General features: G+C 55.4%; 3 rRNA genes. All 3 read right to left on the bottom strand.

The features are described 5' to 3' along the window. Window positions 1-50: 50 nt before the first annotated feature. A 5S ribosomal RNA gene (rrf, locus tag JX005_RS15935) occupies window positions 51-167 on the bottom strand. 100 nt (window positions 168-267) lie between these two features. Beyond that, window positions 268-3,373, bottom strand: a 23S ribosomal RNA gene (locus JX005_RS15930). A 416-nt stretch (window positions 3,374-3,789) separates the two neighbouring features. Next, window positions 3,790-5,312: ribosomal RNA gene (locus JX005_RS15925) — 16S ribosomal RNA — on the bottom strand. The 16S, 23S and 5S rRNA genes sit together here, the layout of an rRNA operon. Window positions 5,313-5,407: the final 95 nt, after the last annotated feature.

Here is a 5,407-nt window from a genome sequence, read left to right as displayed (position 1 = left end):
GTTAACGCGAAATGGCCACCCTGCGTTGGGTGGCCATTTCGGTAATGGAAGTCCGGCGGTGTCCTACTCTCCCACAGGGTCCCCCCTGCAGTACCATCGGCGCTGAGAGGCTTAGCTTCCGGGTTCGGAATGTGACCGGGCGTTTCCCTCTCGCTATGGCCGCCGAAACACTATTGATGTTTCAGTCTGCACCTAAACGATTGTTTGGTGCGGTTCTCGACCGTACATCGAGAACCACTCAGTGGACGCAAGCACCTTGAACGGTGTGTTATCAAGTCATCGGCTTATTAGTACCAGTCAGCTGCACGCATTGCTGCGCTTCCACATCTGGCCTATCAACCCAGTAGTCTGGCTGGGAGCCTCTCGCCCGAAGGCATGGAAGTCTCATCTTGAGGCCGGCTTCCCGCTTAGATGCTTTCAGCGGTTATCCATCCCGAACGTAGCTAATCAGCGGTGCTCCTGGCGGAACAACTGACACACCAGAGGTTCGTCCAACCCGGTCCTCTCGTACTAGGGTCAGATCCTCTCAAACTTCCTACGCGCGCAGCGGATAGGGACCGAACTGTCTCACGACGTTCTAAACCCAGCTCGCGTACCGCTTTAATGGGCGAACAGCCCAACCCTTGGGACCTACTCCAGCCCCAGGATGCGACGAGCCGACATCGAGGTGCCAAACCATGCCGTCGATATGGACTCTTGGGCAAGATCAGCCTGTTATCCCCGAGGTACCTTTTATCCGTTGAGCGACAGCGCTTCCACAAGCCACTGCCGGATCACTAGTCCCGACTTTCGTCCCTGCTCGACCTGTCAGTCTCACAGTCAAGCTCCCTTGTGCACTTACACTCGCCACCTGATTGCCAACCAGGTTGAGGGAACCTTTGGGCGCCTCCGTTACTTTTTGGGAGGCAACCGCCCCAGTTAAACTACCCACCAGGCACTGTCCCTGAACCGGATTACGGTTCGAAGTTAGATATCCAGAGTGACCAGAGTGGTATTTCAACAATGACTCCACGGTAACTAGCGTCACCGCTTCACAGTCTCCCACCTATCCTACACAAGCCACACCGAACACCAATACCAAGCTGTAGTAAAGGTCACGGGGTCTTTCCGTCCTGCTGCGCGTAACGAGCATCTTTACTCGTAATGCAATTTCGCCGAGTTCGCGGTTGAGACAGTTGGGAAGTCGTTACGCCATTCGTGCAGGTCGGAACTTACCCGACAAGGAATTTCGCTACCTTAGGATGGTTATAGTTACCACCGCCGTTTACTGGGGCTTAAATTCTCAGCTTCGCCTTGCGGCTAACCGGTCCTCTTAACCTTCCAGCACCGGGCAGGCGTCAGTCCGTATACATCGTCTTGCGACTTGGCACGGACCTGTGTTTTTAGTAAACAGTCGCTACCCACTAGTCTCTGCGGCCTCCAAACGCTTTCGGAGCAAGTCCTAATACGTCGAAGGCCCCCCTTCTCCCGAAGTTACGGGGGCATTTTGCCGAGTTCCTTAACCACGATTCTCTCGATCTCCTTGGTATTCTCTACCTGACCACCTGAGTCGGTTTGGGGTACGGGCGGCTAGAACCTCGCGTCGATGCTTTTCTTGGCAGCATAGGATCACCCACTTTTCATCCGCATCGTGTCTCAGCCTGTATGAGTCACGGATTTGCCTATGACTCGGCCTACGCACTTGCACCAGGACAACCATCGCCTGGCTTGGGCTACCTTCCTGCGTCACACCTGTTAATACGCTAACCGCCTCAGCGTAGGGTCGTGTGCTAGGCCCAGAGCGTCACCCCGAAGGGATCGGTCACTGGGATTCAGACACTTAGCATTACTGGATTGGTTTGGGCGGTTCTTCGCCGGTACGGGAATATCAACCCGTTGTCCATCGACTACGCCTGTCGGCCTCGCCTTAGGTCCCGACTTACCCAGGGAAGATTAGCTTGACCCTGGAACCCTTGGTCTTTCGGAGGACGTGTTTCTCACACGTCTTTCGCTACTCATGCCTGCATTCTCACTCGTGTGGCCTCCACGGCTGGTTCACACCGCCGCTTCGCTGGCCACACGACGCTCTCCTACCCATCAACACGGCTGGACCACGAAGGCCTACCAATAATGTCAATGCCACAACTTCGGTGGCGTGCTTGAGCCCCGTTACATTGTCGGCGCGGAATCACTTGACCAGTGAGCTATTACGCACTCTTTCAAGGGTGGCTGCTTCTAAGCCAACCTCCTGGTTGTCTAAGCAACTCCACATCCTTTCCCACTTAGCACGCGCTTAGGGACCTTAGTTGGTGGTCTGGGTTGTTTCCCTCTCGACTATGAAGCTTATCCCCCACAGTCTCACTGCTGCGCTCTCACTTACCGGCATTCGGAGTTTGGCTGACGTCAGTAACCTTGTAGGGCCCATCGGCCATCCAGTAGCTCTACCTCCGGCAAGAAACACGCAACGCTGCACCTAAATGCATTTCGGAGAGAACCAGCTATCACGAAGTTTGATTGGCCTTTCACCCCTATCCACAGCTCATCCCCTCAGTTTTCAACCTAAGTGGGTTCGGCCCTCCACGACGTCTTACCGTCGCTTCAGCCTGGCCATGGATAGATCACTTCGCTTCGGGTCTAGGACATGCGACTGAATCGCCCTATTCAGACTCGCTTTCGCTACGGCTACCCCACTCGGGTTAACCTCGCCACATATCGCTAACTCGCAGGCTCATTCTTCAAAAGGCACGCTGTCACCCCTACTAAGGAGGCTCCAACGGTTTGTAAGCAAACGGTTTCAGGTACTATTTCACTCCCCTCCCGGGGTACTTTTCACCTTTCCCTCACGGTACTTGTCCGCTATCGGTCATCTGGGAGTATTTAGGCTTATCAGGTGGTCCTGACAGATTCACACGGGATTTCTCGGGCCCCGTGCTACTTGGGATACTCTCCACGCTGCGTTCCAACATTTCGGTTACGGGGCTGGCACCCACTCTGGCCGGCCTTTCAAGGACCGTTCACCTATATCGACGCATCACGTTCGCTGCTCGGCAGAACAGCACGGAAAGTCCCACAACCCCGAATACGCAACTCCTGCCGGATATCACACGTACTCGGTTTAGCCTGTTCCGGTTTCGCTCGCCACTACTAACGGAATCGCGGTTGCTTTCTCTTCCTGTGGGTACTGAGATGTTTCACTTCCCCACGTTCCCTCTACCCGCCCTATATATTCAGGCGGGAGTCACTAGGTCGGCACGCCGCCCAGCGGGGTTTCCCCATTCGGACACCCTCGGATCACAGTGTGCTTATCCACTCCCCGAGGCTTATCGCAGATTGCTACGTCCTTCTTCGGCTCCAGATGCCAAGGCATCCACCGTTTGCTCTTAAAGACTTGAAATCACATGAGTTTCATCAAGAATCGAACCCGAACCGAAGTCCGGGCTGAAATTGACTAATGATCTTTAAGATCATCAAAATGAACCGACCAAAAGGCCGGTCCAAAAGATGCTCGCGTCCACTGTGTAGTTCTCAAAGTACGGGCGGTCCCCACCCCGCAGCCGACAACCGTCGACATGAAGGATGGGCCCAGAAGTCCCAGCCGCAGGGAATCACTCCCCCACATCCGGTCCCTCAGGACCCAACAACGTGCACGCCCCGCCGGCATCACCCCCACGCTTCCAGACCCGAAGGCCGTACTGAGCAGGAGATCTCCCCAACGGAGCCTCGTCAAATGTTCCACCCATGAGCTCCCAGCAGAGACATTCGCTCTGATCTGGGGCCTGGACACCCAAAAGAGTGCCAGATGCTCCTTAGAAAGGAGGTGATCCAGCCGCACCTTCCGGTACGGCTACCTTGTTACGACTTAGTCCTAATTACCGATCCCACCTTCGACGGCTCCCTCCACAAGGGTTGGGCCACCGGCTTCAGGTGTTACCGACTTTCATGACTTGACGGGCGGTGTGTACAAGACCCGGGAACGTATTCACCGCAGCGTTGCTGATCTGCGATTACTAGCGACTCCGACTTCATGAGGTCGAGTTGCAGACCTCAATCCGAACTGGGACCGGCTTTTTGGGATTCGCTCCACCTCACGGTATTGCAGCCCTTTGTACCGGCCATTGTAGCATGCGTGAAGCCCAAGACATAAGGGGCATGATGATTTGACGTCATCCCCACCTTCCTCCGAGTTGACCCCGGCAGTATCCCATGAGTTCCCACCATTACGTGCTGGCAACATAGAACGAGGGTTGCGCTCGTTGCGGGACTTAACCCAACATCTCACGACACGAGCTGACGACAACCATGCACCACCTGTTCACGAGTGTCCAAAGAGTTCCGTATTTCTACGGCGTTCTCGTGTATGTCAAGCCTTGGTAAGGTTCTTCGCGTTGCATCGAATTAATCCGCATGCTCCGCCGCTTGTGCGGGTCCCCGTCAATTCCTTTGAGTTTTAGCCTTGCGGCCGTACTCCCCAGGCGGGGAACTTAATGCGTTAGCTGCGTCACGGAATCCGTGGAATGGACCCCACAACTAGTTCCCAACGTTTACGGGGTGGACTACCAGGGTATCTAAGCCTGTTTGCTCCCCACCCTTTCGCTCCTCAGCGTCAGTTACGGCCCAGAGATCTGCCTTCGCCATCGGTGTTCCTCCTGATATCTGCGCATTCCACCGCTACACCAGGAATTCCAATCTCCCCTACCGCACTCTAGTCTGCCCGTACCCACTGCAGGCCCGAGGTTGAGCCTCGGGTTTTCACAGCAGACGCGACAAACCGCCTACGAGCTCTTTACGCCCAATAATTCCGGATAACGCTTGCGCCCTACGTATTACCGCGGCTGCTGGCACGTAGTTAGCCGGCGCTTTTTCTGCAAGTACCGTCACTTTCGCTTCTTCCTTGCTAAAAGAGGTTTACAACCCGAAGGCCGTCGTCCCTCACGCGGCGTTGCTGCATCAGGCTTCCGCCCATTGTGCAATATTCCCCACTGCTGCCTCCCGTAGGAGTCTGGGCCGTGTCTCAGTCCCAGTGTGGCCGGTCACCCTCTCAGGCCGGCTACCCGTCGACGCCTTGGTGAGCCATTACCTCACCAACAAGCTGATAGGCCGCGAGCCCATCCCAGACCGAAAAATCTTTCCAACTGCTAACCATGCGGTTGCAGCTCATATCCAGTATTAGACGCCGTTTCCAGCGCTTATCCCAGAGTCCGGGGCAGGTTGCTCACGTGTTACTCACCCGTTCGCCACTGATCCACCCAGCAAGCTGGGCTTCACCGTTCGACTTGCATGTGTTAAGCACGCCGCCAGCGTTCATCCTGAGCCAGGATCAAACTCTCCATAAAAAATGTTTGCCACCACAACCCGGGAAAACGAGCCACGGCAGCGAGTTTGAACTGACCAAACGGATGTCATTACTGACTTCCATACGCCAACCCCC

It is taken from the genome of Microbacterium flavescens (genome assembly GCF_018588945.1).
GTDB classification, from domain to species: Bacteria; Actinomycetota; Actinomycetes; order Actinomycetales; family Microbacteriaceae; genus Microbacterium; species Microbacterium flavescens.
The sequence above is the reverse complement of the archived record's forward strand: the minus strand, read 5'-3'. Positions and strand labels throughout refer to the sequence as shown.